We start from the raw sequence: 13,843 nt of genomic DNA, 5'->3' as shown, positions 1-13,843 counted from the left end.
GAGGCTACCCCTTCGGCGCCTGCTTCTCCGACGCCGTCGCGGGCTTGCCCTTGGCGCCGGCGCCGGTCACGCGGACCTGGTCGCCGTCGGAGAGGCCGTCCGGTGGTGCCGTGATGACGCGGTCATCCGCTGCAATTCCCGAGGCGAGCTCGATCTCCTTGCCAAGATCGCGGGCGATGGTCACGGGCTTGAACAGGACCTTGTCGTCCGGACCGACGGTTGCGACGCGCAGGCCGCTGCCGTTGAAGATCAGCGCACTGGCGGGAATGCTGAGCGGCGCGGCGTCGCGCTGCAGGCTGAGCTTCACGCTAGCATAGCCGCCGGGCATCAGCTCGCCTGAGGAATTGTCGAGACCGAGCTGCATGCGCGTCGTGCCGGAGGCGACGTCAACCGCCTGCGAGGAGGCCTCCACCGTCGCCTGGAAGGTCCGGTTCGGATACTCCGGCAGCACGATGGCGGCCTTGGCGCCGATCTTGATCGCGGGCACGTAGTTCTGGGGCACGTTGATGTAGACGCGCAGCTTGGTGACGTCGGAGACCACGAACATTGCCGGGCCCGAGCCGCCGCCTGAATTGATCAGCGCACCGACGTCGGTGTCGCGCGCCGTGACCACACCGTCAAACGGAGCGGTGATCTTCTTGTAACCGGCCAGCGCTTCGAGGCGCTCGACGTTGGCCTGGCCCGAGCGAACCGCCGCGTTCTTGTTGGAGAGATCGGCGGTACGCTCGTCGATCTCCTGCGCGGAGACGAAGTTGGAGGCGACCAGCGTCTTGCGGCGGTTGAGGGTGGCTTCCGACAGCCTGGCGCTGGACTGCTGGCTGGCGAGGTCGGCGCGGGCCTGAAGCAGTTGCTGGTCGAGGTCGGGCGCCTCGATCTCGGCGATCACCTGACCGGCCTTCACCCGCGCACCGATGTCAGCGCTCCAGCTTTTGAGATAGCCGGGAACACGGGCAAAGATCGGCGCGCGATAATAGGCTTCGAGACGGCCCGGCAAGTCGATGGTCGCATTGAGAGCCTTGGCATTAGGCAGCGTCACCGCGACGCTGGGAACAGCCTGATCATCGGTCCATGCCTTCAATTTGGAGCCCTGCTCCTCGCGGGCGCGGATGCCGGTGCCCACGACCAAGCCGGCCGCGATTAGCGCCACCACGCCGAAAATGCCCAGTTTCCGGTGCGACACCGGGGAGCGGGGTTCAGTGGGCGACATGCGGGGGCTCCAGGGAGGCGGCGCCTTTGGCGCCTTGCTTCTTGTGTACCATACTGAACACCACGGGAACGAACATCAGCGTGGCGAAGGTTGCAAAGATCAGGCCGCCGATCACGGCACGGCCGAGCGGCGCATTCTGCTCGCCGCCCTCGCCGAGCCCCAGCGCCATGGGCGCCATGCCGATGATCATGGCGAGCGCGGTCATCAGCACCGGGCGGAACCGGACGAAGCCGGCTTCGAGCGCCGCGGCGATGGGATCGCCGAGCTCTTCGTAGCGCTCGCGGGCGAACGAGATCACGAGCACGCTGTTGGCGGTGGCAACGCCCATGCACATGATCGCGCCGGTCAGCGCCGGCACCGACAGCGTCGTCTCGGTGGCGAACAGCATCCAGACGATGCCGGCGAGTGCTGCGGGCAACGCCGTGATGATCACGAAGGGATCGGACCAGGACTGGAAGTTCACGACGATCAGGAAATAGATCAGGACGACCGCGCCGAGCAGGCCGAACAACAAGCCGGTGAAGGCGCTGTTCATGGTCTGCACCTGGCCGAGCAGCACCACGGAAGAGCCTTTCGGCACCTCCTTGGCGGTGTCGGCGATCACCTGGCGGATGTCGGTCGCGACCGCACCGAGATCGCGGCCCGAGGTCGTGGCGAAGATCTGCACCATCGACTGGATGTCGTATTGCGAGACCACCGCGCTCGAAGTCGATCGCTTGATATCGGCGATGCCGCCGAGGATCGGCGACTGCGAATTGCCGGCCGCCGTGATCGGCAACGTCTGAAGCGCGCTGAGCGAATCCATCTGGTATTGCGGCGTCTGCATCACGATCGAATAGGATACGCCGTTGTCCGGATTAAGGTAGTAGGTCGGCGCCACCTGCGAGGAGCCGGCAAGGTTGACCACGAGACTGTTGGTGACGTCACGCTCGGTCAGCCCGACATACTGCGCGCGGGTGCGGTCGACATCGATATTGAAGGTCGGATTGTTCGGTGACTGCTGGATGCGCGCATCGGCGACGCCGGGAATCCTGCGAACCTTGGCCAGCAGATTGTTGGCATAAACGAAGTTGGCGCTGATATTGGCGCCGCGGATCTGCAGGTCGATCGGCGCCGGCGCGCCGAAGTTCAGGATCTGGCTGACGATGTCGGCCGGCAGGAAGGCAAAGCTGACGCCGGGGAACAGCCGCGGCAATTGCTCACGCAGCACGCGCACATGCTCTTCGGTCGGCTTGTGGCCTTCCTTCAGCTTGATCTGGATGTCGCCATCCTGCGGGCCGATCACGCCGGTGTTGTTGTAGGTCATGTTGATGCCGGAGATCGGCATGCCGATGTTGTCGGTCAGCGTTTCGATCTCACCCGGGATCAGCTTGCGGATCGCCTTCTGCACGTCGGCGAGCTGGTTCGCTGTCTCCTCGACGCGGGTGCCGACCTGGGTGCGGACGTGCATCAGGATGTTGCCGGCATCGACCGCGGGGAAGAAGTTGCGTCCGAGGAACGGGACCAGCGCGAAGGACGCGCCGACCACGCAGAGGAAGCCGATCACGAACACCGGACGGTGCGCGAGCGCGAGCCCGAGGAAATTGTGGTAGCCGCCGCGAATGCGCTCGAAGCGAGCCTCGAAACCGCGCTGGAACCAGACCAGTGGATTGCGCGACTTCGGCGGACCGTTCTCGTGATGGACATGCGCCTGCAATAAATAGTTCGCCATGGTCGGCACCAGCGTGCGCGACAGCAGGAACGACCAGATCATCGCGAACATCACCGCTTCCGCCATCGGCACGAACAGGAAGCGCGCCACGCCGGTGAGGAAGAACATCGGCACGAACACGATGCAGATGCAGAGCAGCGAGACGAAGGCCGGCGTCACGATCTGGTTGGCGCCGTCGAGGATCGACTGCTCGACCGGCTTGCCCTGCTCCAGATGGTAGTTGATGTTCTCGATGGTGACCGTGGCATCGTCGACGAGGATGCCGACCGCGAGCGCCAGGCCGCCGAGCGTCATGATGTTCAGCGTCTCCCCGATCGCCGACAGCATGATGATGGCGCCGAGCACCGAGAGCGGGATCGAGACCGCAATGATCACAGTCGAGCGCCAGCTGCCGAGGAACAGCAGGATCATGACGCTGGTGAGCAGCGCCGCGATCACGCCCTCGAACGCGACGCCTTCGATGGCGCCGCGGACGAACACCGACTGATCGCCGATGAAGCCGATCTTGAGCGCGTCCGGCAGCTGGTCCTTGACGTCGATCACCTTCTGCTTGATGCCCGCGATGATGTCGAGCGTCGAGGTCGCGCCCGCCTTCAGCACCATCATCAGCACCGAGCGGTTGCCGTCGACATGGACGATGTTGGTCTGCGGCGGGTTGCCGTCCCTGACGGTCGCGACGTCGCGCACATAGACCATCGCGCCGTTGACGGTCTTGATCGGCAGATTGCCGAGCTCCTCGATCTTCAGCGGCGAGTTGTTGAGCTGGATGATGTATTCGAACTGCCCGATCTTCTGGGTGCCGACCGGCGTGATCAGGTTCTGGGCCGCGAGCGCGTTGGCGACGTCCTGGCCGGACAGGCCGCGGGCCTGGAGCGCGGTCGGGTCGAGATCGATCTGGACCTGGCGCTGCTTGCCGCCGAATGGGTACGGGATCGCGGCGCCAGGCACGGTGACCAGCGGCGTACGGAGCTGGTTGATGCCGATATCGGCGAGGTTCTGCTCGGTCAGCCCGTCACCCGACAGCGCCACCTGGACGATCGGCACGGTGGAGGCGGAGTAGTTCAGGATCAGAGGCGGCGTCGCGCCCGGCGGCATCTGCTTGATCAGCGTCTGCGAGATCGCGGTGACCTGCGCGTTGGCGGTGCGGATGTCGACGTTCGGCTGGAAGAAGATCTTGATGATGCCAAAGCCATTATAGGAATTGGCGGTGATGTGCTCGATGTCGTTGACCGTTGTCGTCAGCGCGCGCTGGAACGGCGTGGTGATGCGGCCCGACATCTGATCGGGCGGCAGGCCGGTGTATTGCCAGACCACGCCGATCACAGGGATGCGGATGTCCGGGAAGATGTCGGTCGGCGTCCGCAGCGCCGCCAGCGGTCCGATGATCAGGAGCAGGAGCGCGAGCACGACAAATGTGTAGGGCCGGCTCAGGGCAATACGGACCAGAGCAATCATTCGTTGGGCAATTCCAGATCAGGGACAGGAAACACCGCCCCCGCGGGTTTCTCGGTTGATTTACCTGAAGACCGCCCAAATGGCCAACGGCCCTGCGTCACGAGCGGTCAATTCCCTGCTATCGCACTGCGAAATAGCATTCCAGATATGCACCTCGCGCCCCGAAAGATGACAGATGCCGCGGTCCATCCATAAAAAAAAGCGGCGCCCGAGGACGCCGCTTTCAGCAACTCCGTGCCTGCCCGGCCTAAGCCGCGCGAACGTTGGTCAGGAACTTGCTGACCTCGGTCTTGAGCCGGCCGGAGTCGTTGGAGAGCATCTGTGCCGCCGACAGCACCTGCGAGGAGGCCGTGCCGGTCTCGGTTGCGCCGCGCTGCACGTCGGTGATGTTGGAGGAGACCTGCTGGGTGCCCTGCGCCGCCTGCTGGACATTGCGGGCGATCTCCTGGGTTGCCGCGCCCTGCTCTTCCACGGCCGCGGCGATCGCCGACGAGATCTCCGACAGACGCTCGATGGTCGAGGAGATCTCCTTGATGGCGCCGACCGAGTCGTTGGTCGCCGCCTGGATGCCGGAGATCTGCTGGCCGATCTCACCGGTCGCCTTCGCGGTCTGCTCGGCGAGCGCCTTCACCTCGGAGGCGACGACCGCAAAGCCGCGGCCGGCTTCGCCGGCACGTGCGGCTTCGATGGTCGCGTTCAGCGCCAGAAGGTTGGTCTGGCCGGCGATGGTGTTGATGAGCTCGACGACGTCGCCGATGCGTGAGGCTGCCTTCGAGAGCTCGCTGACGCGTTCGGTGGTGGCGCGGGCCTGGCCGACGGCATCGCCCGCCATCCGCGCAGATTCCTGCACCTGACGGCTGATCTCGCCGACGGACGAGGCCATCTCCTCGGTCGCCGAGGCCACCGACTGCACGTTGGTCGAGGCTTCCTCCGACGCTCCGGCAACGGTGGTCGCCAGCCGCTGCGAGCGGTCGGCGGTCGAGGTCAGCGTCGAGGCCGAGGCCTCCAACTGGGTCGAGGCCGACGACACGGTCTGGACGATCTCGCCAATCATCGTCTCGAATTCGCGAGTGATGTTGTCGACGCGGCGGCCGCGCTCGATCTTGGCTTCTGCATCGGCAGCGGCAGCCTCGTCCGCAGCCTTCTTGGCGATCAGCGCTTCCTTGAAGATCTGGAGCACGTCGGCCATGGCGCCGATCTCCGTCTTCTCACCGCGATGAGGGACTTCGGCGGAAAGGTCGCCCTTGCCCAGCGCCTGCATCGGCTCGGTAATCGAGTTGATGCCGTTCGAGACGTCCTGGACCAGGTAGAAGCCAACGCCGGAGCCGACAAGGACGGCGGCGCCGAGAATGATCGCGACCAGCATGAAGGCATAATAGTAGCTGTTGGCGGCATCCTGCGCGGCCTGGTCGCCACCTTTGGTGTTGAGCTCGATGTCCTTGCGCAGGACCTCGTCGGCCTGAAGCCCGATCTTGTTGACCGTCTTGGTGTTCAGCTCATGCGCCTCGTGCGGGACCTTGCCGGCCTCCTTGCGCGACAGCGCCATGACCTCCTGGGTGCCCTTCTTGTACTCCTCCCAGAGCTTCGACCATTCACCGTAGAGTGCCCGTTCTTCAGGCGAGGTGATCATGTCCTCGTAAGTTTTGCGGAATTTGGCATTGGCCTCGATCACGGTCGCGAGCGTCTTTTCCATCGCGAGCTTCTCGTCCAGCGTTTCCGACAGCATGTGCTCTCGAATGACGTTGCGGTAAGTGATCACGCCGGCACGCAGGTCGCCGAGCACGCGCACGCTGGGCATCCAGCTCGTGGTGATGTCGACGGTGTTGGCATTCATCGACCGCATCTTCATGACGGCGAGCAGGCCCATGCCGGCCATCGCGACCAGCAGGAACGCCACGACACTGATGATCTTGGCACGAATGGAAATGGTGGCGAGCATAATCGGTCTCTTTGCGTTGGCGCGGCGGCGTCCGGAACTTTTACGAATCAACCTAAGGCAGCAGAACCGACATCCAACACGAGAGCACCTGAGCAGATGTTAACGACGACTCCATACGAGTACGGAAGCCTGAAAGAAATGAACAGGCAGCTAAAAATGCCCTGCGCTCAGCGCATGAGCCCAAGCGCGTCGGAGAAAAACTCCGCGCCGCCGAAATTTCCGGACTTCAAGGCGAGCAACATGTCGCCTTTTTCAGCACCGACCGCGCGCAGCACCGGAACGCCCGCGGCGATCTCTGCTCCCACGAGAAATCCGGGAATCTTCAACCGGTCGACCACGGCGCCGGATGTCTCCCCGCCGGCGACGACCAGGCGCTTCACGCCGGCCCGCACCAGACCCTCGGCGATGTCGGCCATCGCCTGCTCGATGGCGTGACCGGCCGCGTCGCGGCCGTGGCGCGCCTGGAGGGCGGCGACCTGATCGGGCGTCGAGCTCGATGCGATCAGGACCGGACCGTCCGCCAGCCGCGGCTTTGCCCAGGCCAGCGCGCGCTGCGCCTCGTCCTCGCCCGTAGTAATACGGTGCGGGTCGAGATGCAGCACCGGCATGACGCGCTCGGCATTGGCGATCTGCTGAAGCGTCGCCTGCGAGCAGCTTCCGGCCAGGCACGCCGCCGGTCCGCCGACCGCTGCCCCCGCCTCGCTGCTCGCCGCGGTCGATGTGACCTTGCCTGTGGACACCAGCGCCCGCGCCAGCCCAAGACCCATGCCGGAAGCGCCGACCGACAGCCGATGCTGGGCAGCGACGAGGCCGATGGTCTCGAGGTCGCGGTCGAACACGGCGTCGATGATCGCCGAGCCGATGCCCTTGCCCGCGAGCTCGGCCAGCCGCGCCCGCACGGCATCCGCGCCGCGCGTGACGGTGGCGAGGTCGACGAGGCCGATTTGCGTCTTGCTCTGGCGCGCCAGCACGCGCACCAAGTTGGAATCGTGCATCGGGTTGAGCGGATGGTCCTTCAGCGGGCTCTCGTTCAGCGGCACGGCGCCGACGAACAGATTGCCCTGGTAGACGGTGCGGCCGGTCTCCGGAAAGGCCGGCGTCACCAGCACGGCCGCCTCGCCGCAATCGGCGCGCAGCGCATCCATCACCGGGCCTATATTGCCCGCATCGGTGGAATCGAAGGTGGAGCAGATCTTGAACAGCACGTGGCTTGCGCCGCGGCCGCGCAGCCATGTCTCGGCCGCGCGCGAGCGCGACACGGCAAGGTTGGCCTCGATCGAACGGCTCTTCAAGGACACCACGACGGCGTCGACCTCGGGCAGCGCGAGATCGTCCGCGGGCACGCCGATAGTCTGCACCGTGCGCAGGCCGGCGCGCGTCAGCGTGTTGGCGAGGTCGGAGGCGCCGGTGTAGTCGTCGGCAATGCAGCCAAGGGATATTTTCGCTGCAACTGTCACGGCTTCACTCCCGCATAAGGCTTGAACCAGGCAAGGCCGTCGGTGGTCTTGCCGCGCGGATTATATTCGCAGCCGACGAAACCGGCATAACCGAGCCGGTCGAGTTCGTCGAACAGGAACGGATAGTTCAGCTCCTCGCCATCAGGCTCGTTGCGCGAGGGGATGCTGGCGATCTGGATGTGGCCGATCACCGGCATCATCTCACGCAGCCGCATCGTAACGTCGCCATGGATGATCTGGCAGTGATAGATGTCGAACTGGAGTTTCAGGTTCGGAAGCCGCAGCTCCTGGATCAGGTCGCGCGCGAAGCCGAAATCGTTGAGGAAATAGCCGGGCACGTTGCGTGCATTGATCGGCTCGAGCACGATGTCGATGCCGTGCGGCGCAAAGAACTCGGCGGCCCACGCCACCGATTTGTAGAACGCCTCGATAGCAACCCGCTCGCCGCGGTTGGCGATGCCCGCCATCAAATGCAGCCGCTTGACGCCGGTCGCCTTGGCGTAGGGCAGCGCGGTCTCTAGGCTCGCCTTGAGCTCGGGGAATCGCGACGGGAGTGCCGCAAAGCCCTTCTCGCCGGCATTCCAGTCGCCCGGCGGCAGGTTGAACAGCGCCTGAGTCAAGCCGTTGCGCTTGAGCCGCTCGCCGACCGCCTCGGCCGAATGCTCATAGGGAAAGAGAAACTCGACTGCGGTGAAGCCGGCTGCGGCAGCGGCGTCGAAGCGGTCGAGGAACGGCACTTCGGTGAACATCATCGAGAGATTGGCGGCAAAACGGGGCATCGGAATCCTCTTATCCTTTACTTGTCGCCGGGCAGTTTCACGCCGGTGACCCGCGCATACATCCGCGCCACCGACGCATCATCGTCGCGGCCCATGCCGGAGGCTGCCGTCATCAAGAACATCTGAAGTGCTGCGGCGGAGACCGGAACCGGAAATCTGGCATTGCGTGCCATGTCCTGGATGATGCCGAGGTCCTTGACGAAGATCTCGACCGCGCTGCGCGGGGTGTAATCGCCGTCGAGCACGTGCGGCATGCGGTTCTCGAACATCCAGGAGTTTCCGGCGGACGCCGTGATCACCTCATAAACCTTGCGGATGTCGAGACCCTGCTTGGCCGCGAATGCGATCGCCTCGCTGGCGGCGGCGATATGCACGCCGGCGAGCAACTGGTTGATCATCTTGAAGGCGGCGCCCTGGCCTGCGGCATCGCCAAGTTCGTAGAGCTTTGCGGCCATGGCATCGAGCGCGGGCCTTGCTTTCTCGAACGCAGCTGGGCTGCCGGAAGCGAGAATCGTCAGCTCGCCCTGCGCTGCGCGCTGCGCCCCGCCGGAGATCGGTGCATCCAGATAGTGCCGGCCGGTCGCCTCCAACTGCTTGGCGAGACGCCGCGCCACGTCGGGATCCATGGTCGCCGACGACAGAAAGACGCTGTCCTTGGCCATGGTATCCGCGACGCCATCCTTGCCGAACAGGATGGTCTCGGTCTGCGCCGCATTGACGACGACGCTGACGACGATGTCGGCGCCCTTGGCAGCTTCGGCCGGCGTCTTGGCGCCCGCGCCGCCCTCCGTCACGAAACGCGCCACCGCATCAGCCGAGACGTCGCAGCCGGTGACGACATGACCGGCGCGCTTCAGCGAGGTCGCCATGCCAAACCCCATCGAGCCGAGCCCGATGACGGCGATGCGCTGATTCTGTGACGTGGAGGCAGACATGCAACTGATCCTTGCGACGTTTCCCGGAGGGCCACCCTTTGCGGCAGCTTGGCAACCGAATAACACGGCTTGGCCGCGCTGCCAAAGCGTGAGACAAACGGACATGACGGGCATGAGCAAGGAGACATTGCTGCGCGAAGACATTTGCCGCTTCGGACGGTCCCTGTTCGAGCGTGGGCTGACGCCCGGCTCCTCCGGCAATATCAGCGTCAGGCTGGACGGCGGCGGCTGGCTGGTGACGCCCACCAATGCCTCGCTCGGCTTCCTCGATCCCGCAAAACTGTCGCGGCTGGACGATCAGGGCCGACTGGTTTCGGGCGATGCGCCGACCAAGGAAGTTCCGCTGCACAATGCACTCTACGCCACGCGCGGGAGCGCAAGGGCGATCGTGCACCTGCATTCCACCCATTCGGTCGCGCTGTCGATGCTCCCGGAGATCGACCCGCGCGCCGCGCTGCCGCCGATGACGGCCTATTATCTGATGAAATGCGGCGCCACCGCGCTCGTCCCCTATTATCGCCCCGGCGATCCCGCGGTCGCCGATGCGATCAAAGGGCTGGCGGGAAAATACTCATCCGTGCTGCTCGCCAATCACGGCCCGGTCGTCGCTGGCGACACGCTGGAAGCAGCGGTGTTCGCGACCGAGGAGTTGGAGGAGACGGCGAGGCTGTACCTGCTGCTGCGCGGGATGAACCCGCGCTACCTGTCGCCGGCGCAGGTGAATGATCTGGTGAAGGTGTTTGGGGTATCGCTGCCGGAGCATGGGCATTGAGCCTCGTGCAGCCGTGGGCGAACTAACACCGCCCTACTCACCGCTGTCATTCCCCGCGAAGGCGGGGAATCCAGACGCCGCGGCTTCTCGGCTCAATCACAGCGGCTTCTGGAATACTGGATCGCCCGCCTTCGCGGGCGATGACGCCGAGTGTGTTGCGCGACGTGCCCAACGCTTCGCGGCTACAGCCCCAGATACGCCTTGCGCACGTCGGGATTGCCCTTGATCTCGCTTGCCGCACCCTGCATCAGCACGCGGCCGGTTTGCAGGATGTAGGCGCAGTCGGCGATCTCCAGGCACTCCGCCATGCGTTGCTCCACGATCAGCACGGTCATGCCGGCGTCGCGGATGCGCTTGACGGCCTGGAAAATCTCGTCGACCAGCTTCGGCATGATGCCCTGCGAGGGCTCGTCCAGCATCAACAGCCGCGGGCGCGTCATCAGCGCGCGGCCGATCGCGAGCATCTGCTGCTCGCCGCCGCTTAGCGTCTCGGCGCGCTGTTCGAGCCGTTCGGAGAGGCGGGGAAACAGCTGGAACACGAGATCGAGTGGGCTCTCGCGGTCGGCCTCGCCGCGGTAGAGATAGCTGCCGAGGCGCAGATTGTCGCGCACGGAGAGGCGCGGAAACAAGCGGCGGTTCTCCGGCACATAGGCGATGCCGGTCGCAGTGATGTGGTGCTGCGCCATGCCGTCGAGGCGTTTGCCGTCGAACGTCACCGTGCCCGAGCGCGGGCGCTCGGCGCCGGCGATGGATTTCAGCAGCGTCGACTTGCCCGCGCCGTTGGCGCCGGCGACGCAGACGATCTCGCCCTTGGCGACTTCGATGCTGACCCCGGAGATCGCGACCAGGCCCTGATAGGCGGTCGTGACTTCATGCACCGACAGCATGACGATCTCCCAGATATGCGCTGATCACCTTGGGATCGCGGACGATTTCAGTGGGCTTGCCCTCGACCAGCACCTTGCCGAGGTCGAGCACGATGGCACGATCGACCAGCGGCATCACGATCTCCATGACGTGCTCGACCATCAGCACGGTGATGCCGGCGTCACGCACCTTGCGCACCAGCGCGACACCGGTCTGCGCCTCGGTCGGCGTAAGACCAGTGAGGACTTCGTCGAGCAGCAGCAGCTTTGGTTCAGTCGCAAGCGCGCGCGCGACTTCGAGGCGGCGCTTTTCGGCCGGCACGAGGTCGCTCGCGAGCACGTTGGCGCGCGCAGCAAGGCCGGTGAATTCGAGCACCTCATGCGCCTTGCGGCGTGCCTCGCGCATCACGGTGTTGCGCACCAGCGCACCGACGATGACGTTGTCGATCACCGTCATGGTCTCGAAGCTCTTGACGACCTGGAAGGTGCGCCCGATGCCGCGCTGGCAGCGCTCGGCGGCCGGCATGCTGGTGACATCCTCGCCGTCGAACCAGATCGAGCCTTGCGTCGGCGGCAGCACGCCGGCGATGAGATTGAACAGCGTCGACTTGCCGGCACCATTCGGGCCGATCAGGCCGACGATCTCGCCGCGACCCACAGAGATCGAGACGTCGCTGTTGGCGACGAGGCCGCCGAAACGCTGCCAGACGCCGCGGGTTTCAAGCAGCGGGGTCATCGCGTGGCTCCCTTCCGCTTCGCACGAGAGAACAGGCTCACCAGACCCTGCGGCAGGGCGAGCGAAATCAGCACGATCAGCGTGCCGTAGACGATGAGATCGACGCCGCGGCCGGAGCCGCCGATATAGGAGCGCGTCAGCTCCGTCATCGGGATCAGGATGGCCGCCCCTAACACGGGTCCCCAGAGGGTGCCGATGCCGCCGAGCACGGCCGGCAACGCCATCAGCAGCGAGAACTGGAAGCCCATGACGCTTTCGGGATCGATATAGGCGAGAAACTGCGCATAGAAGGCGCCACCGATGGCAACGAGGAAAGCGGAAACGGCAGCCGCGCCCATCTTGGAGTTGAACACGACGACGCCGAGGCTCTCGGCCGCTTCCGGATTGTCCTTCACCGCGCGCCACCAGAAGCCCCATTTCGAGTCCTCCAGCCACCAGGTGACGAACCAGGCGAGGCTGCACAGCGCCAGTGCGAAATAGAAGTAGGGCAGCTTGCTGCGCATGAACTGGAATTTCAGCCAGCTGTCGCCGCGCACCGGAATGGTGATTCCCATCGCGGCCCCCGCCCATTCCCAGTTCTGGAACAGCAGCAGCCCGATCTCGGCGATCACGATGGTCGCGATCACGAAGTAATGGCCGCGCAGGCGGAAGAAGGGATAGCCGAGCCCCATCGCGATCGCGGCCGCGACTGTGCCGCCGGCGAGCATGCCGAACCAGGGCAGCACGCCGAACTTGGTGAACAGCAGCTCGGTGGTGTAGGCGCCGATGCCGAAATAGAGCGCGTGTCCCAGCGAGATCTGTCCGCAATAGCCGGAGAGAATGTTCCAGCTCTGCGACAGCGCCGCATACATCAAGGTCAGGATCAGGATGTTCTGGACGTAGACGTCCTTGATGAGCAGGGGAGCGACCGCCGCCAGGGCGGTCAGCACCGCGGCGATGATGAGGTCGCGGCGGCGCCGCGCGGCAAAATCCTTGTCCATCACATCGATCCGAACAGGCCGCGCGGCCGGATGAAGACGACCAGCAGGTAGACGGCGTAAATGCCGACCGATTTCAGGGACGGCGGCAGCACCAGCGCGGTGGTGGCCTCGACGAGACCGACGATGATCCCGCCGGCGAAAGCGCCGAACACGCTGCCGAAGCCGCCGAGCGCGACCGTGACGTAGGCGATCAGCGCAAAGGACGCGCCGACGTCGGGATAGATATAGAAGAAGCTCGCCATGATCGCTCCGGCGAGACCGACCAGCGCGGCACCAAGCCCCCAGCCGAGCGCGAACACGCGATTCTTGTCGATGCCGACGAGCGCCACCGCGCCGGGATCTTCACGGGTGGCCTCCAGCGCGCGACCGAAATCGGTGCGATGGATGAAGAAGTAGAGGCCGGCAAAGGCCAGGATCGAAACCAGCGCACCCATGAGCTGCGGCTCGGGCAGGAAGACCCCGGCGATGGAGATCGTCTTGCCACCGAGCCAGGACTGCGGAACGCTGCGATAATCCGGCGTGAAGAAGAACTGCGCGAGGCCACGCATCACGATGGCGAGGCCGAAGGTGGAGAAGATCTGCACCATGCCCGCATTGGCCTTGGCCCGCATGGCGAAGCGTACGATCAACAAATAGACGACCGCTCCGAATACGAACAGCGCGGCGGCCACCAGCGGCGCCGACAGCAAGGGGTCGATGGCGAAGAACGTGAACAGGAAGAAGCTCACATACATCGCGATCATCAGGAACTCGCCATGGGCGAAGTTCACGACGTCCATCAAGCCGAAGATCAGCGCGAGACCGACGGCGATCAGTCCGTAGAGCAGGCCCATGAGAAGGCCGCTCGCGAGACTTTGGATAATGGTTTGGGCTGTCAAAAGTCTGTCCCCCGAACTACGTCCTCATCCTGAGGAGCGCGCACCGCGCGCGTCTCGAAGGATGGCCCAGCCCTCGTCCTTCGAGACGCGGGCTGCGCGCCCGCTCCTCAGGATGAGGGCGGGAGCTA

11 protein-coding genes are annotated in these 13,843 nt (G+C 65.0%); 1 reads left to right on the top strand and 10 read right to left on the bottom strand.

Translation table 11 applies throughout. The annotated features are described in order from the left end of the window. Nucleotides 1–4: 4 nt before the first annotated feature. From ACIPUD_RS16395 to ltnD, 6 genes are all read right to left on the bottom strand, one after another. The gene (locus ACIPUD_RS16395) at nucleotides 5–1,207 is read right to left on the bottom strand and encodes an efflux RND transporter periplasmic adaptor subunit (protein WP_446481154.1); all 1,203 of its coding nucleotides are present in this window, start codon (nucleotides 1,205–1,207) and stop codon (nucleotides 5–7) included. Continuing rightward, a complete protein-coding gene (locus ACIPUD_RS16390; protein WP_204510633.1) occupies nucleotides 1,194–4,373 on the bottom strand; it encodes an efflux RND transporter permease subunit in 3,180 nt (1,059 codons plus the stop codon). Before ACIPUD_RS16390 ends, ACIPUD_RS16395 begins: the two co-directional genes overlap by 14 nt. A 247-nt stretch (nucleotides 4,374–4,620) precedes the next feature. Then, nucleotides 4,621–6,312: a methyl-accepting chemotaxis protein gene (locus tag ACIPUD_RS16385; protein ID WP_085362315.1), complete on the bottom strand. Its 1,692-nt coding sequence runs from the start codon at nucleotides 6,310–6,312 to the stop codon at nucleotides 4,621–4,623. Nucleotides 6,313–6,479: 167 nt separating this feature from the next. Beyond that, on the bottom strand, nucleotides 6,480–7,769 hold the full coding sequence (gene otnK / locus ACIPUD_RS16380; RefSeq protein ID WP_446481153.1) for a 3-oxo-tetronate kinase: 1,290 nt from the start codon (nucleotides 7,767–7,769) through the stop codon (nucleotides 6,480–6,482). Further along, on the bottom strand, nucleotides 7,766–8,548 hold the full coding sequence (gene otnI, locus ACIPUD_RS16375; RefSeq protein WP_018456984.1) for a 2-oxo-tetronate isomerase: 783 nt from the start codon (nucleotides 8,546–8,548) through the stop codon (nucleotides 7,766–7,768). Before otnI ends, otnK begins: the two co-directional genes overlap by 4 nt. A gap of 17 nt (nucleotides 8,549–8,565) precedes the next feature. Then, on the bottom strand, nucleotides 8,566–9,483 hold the full coding sequence (gene ltnD / locus ACIPUD_RS16370) for an L-threonate dehydrogenase (RefSeq protein WP_446481152.1): 918 nt from the start codon (nucleotides 9,481–9,483) through the stop codon (nucleotides 8,566–8,568). A 103-nt stretch (nucleotides 9,484–9,586) separates the two neighbouring features. Between ltnD and otnC the strand changes: the two genes are divergently transcribed. Then, nucleotides 9,587–10,255: a 3-oxo-tetronate 4-phosphate decarboxylase gene (otnC, locus tag ACIPUD_RS16365; protein WP_446481151.1), complete on the top strand. Its 669-nt coding sequence runs from the start codon at nucleotides 9,587–9,589 to the stop codon at nucleotides 10,253–10,255. 182 nt (nucleotides 10,256–10,437) lie between these two features. Here otnC and ACIPUD_RS16360 read toward each other — a convergent pair whose 3' ends face one another. From ACIPUD_RS16360 to ACIPUD_RS16345, 4 genes are read right to left on the bottom strand one after another with little or no spacing between them, the layout of a single operon-like run. Beyond that, complete coding sequence (locus ACIPUD_RS16360; RefSeq protein ID WP_446481150.1) at nucleotides 10,438–11,142, bottom strand: ABC transporter ATP-binding protein; 705 nt, start codon at nucleotides 11,140–11,142, stop codon at nucleotides 10,438–10,440. Next, complete coding sequence (locus ACIPUD_RS16355; protein WP_018456988.1) at nucleotides 11,126–11,857, bottom strand: ABC transporter ATP-binding protein; 732 nt, start codon at nucleotides 11,855–11,857, stop codon at nucleotides 11,126–11,128. Before ACIPUD_RS16355 ends, ACIPUD_RS16360 begins: the two co-directional genes overlap by 17 nt. Beyond that, on the bottom strand, nucleotides 11,854–12,837 hold the full coding sequence (locus ACIPUD_RS16350; protein ID WP_446481149.1) for a branched-chain amino acid ABC transporter permease: 984 nt from the start codon (nucleotides 12,835–12,837) through the stop codon (nucleotides 11,854–11,856). Before ACIPUD_RS16350 ends, ACIPUD_RS16355 begins: the two co-directional genes overlap by 4 nt. Then, the gene (locus ACIPUD_RS16345) at nucleotides 12,837–13,715 is read right to left on the bottom strand and encodes a branched-chain amino acid ABC transporter permease (RefSeq protein ID WP_026233279.1); all 879 of its coding nucleotides are present in this window, start codon (nucleotides 13,713–13,715) and stop codon (nucleotides 12,837–12,839) included. Before ACIPUD_RS16345 ends, ACIPUD_RS16350 begins: the two co-directional genes overlap by 1 nt. Nucleotides 13,716–13,843: the final 128 nt, after the last annotated feature.

Source organism: Bradyrhizobium sp. CAR08, from assembly GCF_052871955.1.
Note: the sequence above shows the minus strand (reverse complement) of the source record. Positions and strands in the feature narration are given on the sequence as shown.